The organism is Halarchaeum acidiphilum MH1-52-1, assembly GCF_000474235.1.
Classification (GTDB): Archaea; Halobacteriota; Halobacteria; order Halobacteriales; family Halobacteriaceae; genus Halarchaeum; species Halarchaeum acidiphilum.
The window spans coordinates 1-4,618 of the sequence record NZ_BATA01000104.1; the positions used below are offsets into that span (position 1 = coordinate 1).

Annotated in this window: 4 protein-coding genes; all 4 read right to left on the bottom strand. The window is 56.2% G+C overall.

Translation table 11 applies throughout. The features are described 5' to 3' along the window. Window positions 1-39: 39 nt before the first annotated feature. The 4 genes from AOZ13_RS12850 to AOZ13_RS12865 all read right to left on the bottom strand — a co-directional run bounded on the left by AOZ13_RS12850 (window position 40) and on the right by AOZ13_RS12865 (window position 4,530). Window positions 40-1,692, bottom strand: a complete 1,653-nt coding sequence (locus AOZ13_RS12850) for a Cdc6/Cdc18 family protein (RefSeq protein ID WP_020222489.1) — start codon at window positions 1,690-1,692, stop codon at window positions 40-42. 655 nt (window positions 1,693-2,347) lie between these two features. Then, window positions 2,348-3,145: an SWIM zinc finger family protein gene (locus tag AOZ13_RS12855; RefSeq protein WP_020222488.1), complete on the bottom strand. Its 798-nt coding sequence runs from the start codon at window positions 3,143-3,145 to the stop codon at window positions 2,348-2,350. Window positions 3,146-3,340: 195 nt separating this feature from the next. Further along, window positions 3,341-3,862, bottom strand: coding sequence for a hypothetical protein (locus AOZ13_RS12860; RefSeq protein WP_021780786.1), 522 nt, complete (start codon window positions 3,860-3,862; stop codon window positions 3,341-3,343). 392 nt (window positions 3,863-4,254) lie between these two features. Then, complete coding sequence (locus AOZ13_RS12865; RefSeq protein WP_021780787.1) at window positions 4,255-4,530, bottom strand: PadR family transcriptional regulator; 276 nt, start codon at window positions 4,528-4,530, stop codon at window positions 4,255-4,257. Window positions 4,531-4,618: the final 88 nt, after the last annotated feature.

Sequence of the window (4,618 nt, forward strand, 5' to 3'; positions counted from 1 at the left end):
CCCCACTATTTCATACCAAATGAGAGATAGTGCCACGCCTCACTTCCAGGGGTCAACGGTCGATTGCGCCTGAGTCGCATCGCGAATCTGTGAATTCTGATCCGCGAATGACTCAAACTCGTCAATAAGCTCCGTCGAGAGGAGATCGGAGCCGTCGGGCATCCCCGACGGTTCTGTCTCACCAAGGACACGGAGAATCATCTCGTAGTCAACTGTGTCCAGTTCGTAGACGTATCCAGACTTCCCAGGGCCGCCGTAGTTGTCCTTGCGGTTGAGCAGCCCAAGTTGATACATCTCCTTAAGGTAGTCCGCTACTCGGCGCTTCGACGTCGTCTTATCCAGTAGTTCACCCGAGAGCTGCTTGTACTTCGGATAGAGCATCTCCCGGCTAATTGGCGTCTCATCTCTGAGGTCGTGGAGCATGATGACGCTGAGGGTGACTTTCTGCTGGGCATCAAGGTCGGACGTCACCTCGTAGATGCGGTCACGTTCTTTCTCCTCGTTTGCCTTGTTGACGTGGTCCTTCCGAACGACGTCGTCACCGTCGTTTTTCGCCTTCACGCCAGCTTTGTGAAGGAGGTCGATCGCGAAGCGGGCATCACCACCCTGTTGTCGTGCATGTGCGGCGGCAAGAGGGACGATCTCGTCTTCATATGTACCGTCCTTGAACGCCAGTTCGGCACGCTGGTGGAGGATTTCTCCGAGTTGAGTCGCGTCGTATCGCCGGAAGGTGATTTCCTTGAGGCGGAGTGACGAGTCCGTCTTCGACTGGATGCTCTCCTTGTACGCGACATCGTTACTGATCCCGATGACAGACGGGCGAATATTCGAGACACGATTGTTCGCCTGTGCGCGGGGGATCTCGTAGAGGAGTTCATCGCGTGCCCCGATTCGATCAACCTCGTCAAGGACGACTGTGACGTAGTTCGTGACTTCGTCCGGCGAACGGATATCGAACTCCGCCTCAATCTCTGAGAGAAGGGCGTTCGGATCCTCGGGAATCCCGTGAAGAACCTCAGACCGAGAATAGCTGGTGTTTGAGAGGTCCGTTTCGGCGTCGACAAGTAGCTCAAATCCGGGTGGGAAGGAGAGGTATGACGGTACTGACTCGACTTCGTCGAACGGATGCTTGCTGAGCCAAATGAGTTCATCAGCGCCGATCTGGAGGTCTGGTGGGTTCTCAAGTCGGTCGAGATTGTCGAGAGCCTCGGCGATCTGTTCGCGATAGTCTGTGTCCTCGTAGGTGAGATGATCGAGAGCGTCGAAAAAGATGGAGTAGACAGTGTCTTTCGGGAGTCCAGAGCTCGGGAGGGTGTCGTAGTCGATATCGAGGCGGTCGTGAAGGTGAGCGTACTGGTCGTCTTTGAGGAGTTGGTTCGTCAGCGAGATTGCCGCTTGATAAGAGCTAGAGAGTGATTCGCAGTTCTGGTAGATGAACGTAATCGAGATGTCATTGTAGTTCTGTGCGCCTTTCTTCAGTTCTTGCAGCTGGTATTTTACGGAGACGGTCTTACCAGTGCCGCTAACGCCGTAGATGAACGTATTGATGGGGGCTTCGTTGTCGATGAGTTGTTGGAGGACCTCGGAAATCTCGTCGAGTTCTGTGTCCCGGCCGAGGACGGTGTCGGGCATATAGTCCTCCGTGAGGGCTTCGTCGTTGTCGAAGGGGGACTCCTTCCTCTCAAACGGCATCTGTTACATATCTCCTGAGAGAGCAGCCACATAAAGATATGGCAAGCGCCGTTTCATACCAAAGGGGTGCGCTTCATACCAGACGAGCAGTTATAAAGACACCCACCCCAGAATTTCATACCAAGAGTCAACCGGTAGCATGCTGCTATGCTGGCCGCGAAAGAACAACAAATCGTTCCTCAAAGTCGGAGGTAGTGGGGGTTGTATTTGAATCCCCCTCCCCCCACTATTTCATACCAAACGGACCACAAGGGTGGGGATGGGGGGGAGGGCGAACATGCGATGGAGGATATCAAGGGGATAACGATGCTTAGCAGAGAAGAGTATCACAGTCTGCAGTATGCTAGGAGTGGTTGTTCGAATTCGGAAACCGAAGGACTGCCCCCTTATTATATTATTTACTGTATAGGTAAGTAGTGTAGTAGTAGTATAGAAGTCTAAAACATGCTCTTGAGCCGTTATAGTGCTATTCTCGAACGGATTTCTCTATTTCCTTTGTCCCTTACTCCTTGTCCTCTCGCCTCTATTTATATGCAAACTTGTCTCATCTCCATGCCCCCAACACCTTCTTGCGATGTCTGGTATGAAACAGTGGGGGGAGGGGAGTTTATGTATAGTTCCCTTTCACCGTCTTCGTTCAATTCCTATATCCGATCTATTCTGGTAATCGGCCATCTGGCCGGGGAATGCGTCCGTGCTTGATTTCGTAGTCGACTCGCCGGAGGTGCTTGCAGCCGCCATCGGGTTCCCGTTGCTGCCAGTCGGGGCAGGTACAGGTGGTGGCGACGATGTCGACGTCGTAGACGTTTCCGGACTGTGAGCGGACCTCGTAGCGACCGCCCTTCGCGAGGAGCGAGACGTCCATCGACTCGTCGAGTGCACGCCGCGTCCGCGCCTCGAGGCCGGTCAGTCGTGTTTGATCGGTCACGGCTTTCCGCGCTCGGACGTCACCCATCTGTCCACCGTCAGGCACAACGGGCGTCGTGTCCTGGTCAAGCCGCTCGTCGAGTTCGTCTTCAACGGGATGGCCGAGTGGCCAGCAATAGTGGACTTCGCGACGGCTACGGTGGTCGTAGGCACCGACGTTGAGGGCGTCGCCCGCCCAGACGCGCCACGCACCGAGCGCACTCATCACGTCGCTAACTGCTCGTGGGACTTGCGCGACGTCGTCGGGGTAGAAGACGCGGAAGCGCGTCCAGTCCTCCTGGACGGGAAGCTCGTCCCACCAAGAGACTGTCGCGCGCCAACTCTCCGCCATTGCCTTGTCCCGTCCATACCCGACGGTCACGTCGACCGTCGGTGAGAGACGATTCGTGTCGTCTTCGAGGAGTCGGAGGACGGCGTACCGCAGGTATTCGTGGAGCGAGTCATCGACGCCAGTCGCGACTGCTGGGTAGTCGGTCGCGATGTGCGCCGCTTCGTCGAGGAGTGTGTCGAGTGAGTCTTCAACCATCGTTCAGAACGTGGGTCTGTGCGCCCCGCCCCTCGCGGGCGCCAACAAACATTAACCAACACTCACGCCATCATCTCACCTACTGTTGGTTAACAGTAGCTGGAAATGTGGTTTCGGCCTCCAGTCTGACACGCAGAATTGAGGCTCAGAATTCGTTAAGTCAGCCTGTAAGACTGATAGCCGGGTAGTTTCGTCTTAGTCCGCCTGTGCGGTGAATTTCACGTCGTAAGTCGCGGCGTTGTCTTTACCGTTTGTCGGCGGTTCGACGCCGGTCATGTCGGTGTTGTCGACGACGAGCGCGTAGTCACCGGTGGCATACGGGGTGTCGGGAGAGCGGTTGACGCCCACAGAGTCCATCGCGGACAGTTCTTCGTCATACCGGAATCGTTCGTTGTTCTCGTAGTGCTCAAGTTCGTCCTGGGTCATGAACACAAAGTCGACGTGGGGGCCGGTGCGGACGGTCGTGACGAGTGAGAGGTGTGCCTTTTGGTTCAGCGTGAAGGTGTACGTCCGGTAGTGGTCCTCGGTGACGGTGTCGTTGTCGTCAACGATGGTTTCGGACTGAGACCCGCCGGAGTCGCCGGAACCGCTAGAGCCACCGGACGCGCTCCCGCCGCTCGCGACGTTCTGCGTGTCGTCGCCGTCGTCTGAGCCACAGCCCGCGAGTGCAGTCGCGCCGACAGTCCCGAGGCCCGCGAGATAGGTACGTCGTTGCATGCGGTCTAGCTGATTGCGCGCCGACAAGTAGATTGCGCTACCGTAGCGCGTCGACGGGATCATCCTCGACGTCGGCCCACTCGTCGGGCAGATCGTCACGCCAACGGGTCACGGATTCAGAGCCATGTTCGTTTCACGCTCGTGATCTTGAATCATCCGTTAGGTAGCCCGTCTGTATCTAACGGCTGATTTATCTCGGCTTTGATGGACGAAACTATAGTAATCTCCAGAAGTGTCTACTCACATCTCTCGTCACAGTTCCAAAAATCACGAGATAGCGCCCGCCTCCAACAGTCGACGCTGCAAAGACTTCCAGATTCCCCTATAGGTTGTCAGCTACCGATGCAGTAGGGGAGTTTTCCTGACTGGTTCTGGACGTAGTTGAGGCCATCCTACAGCTCGACGTACTGGGTCTCCCACTCGCGACGCGCTTCGATCTCGCGCCGGCCACGTCGCGTGAGGGCGTAGGAGTTGGTGCGTTCGTCGATTTTGCCTTTCTCGACGAGGCCTTTCTCAACGAGGGTGTCGAGGTTCGGATAGAGGCGGCCGTGATGGACTTCCGTCTCGTAGTACTCCTCGAGTTCGTCCTTGATCGCGAGGCCGTGGGGTTCGTTGAGGCCTGCGATGACGTAGAGGAGGTCTCGCTGAAAGCCGGTCAAATCGTGCATGGAGAGTATTGGATATGTTGACGTATGAGCGTATCGGATCTCGTGTTCTGGCCGTCCCTCTTCTCGTCTCGAGCCACACTCACTATTC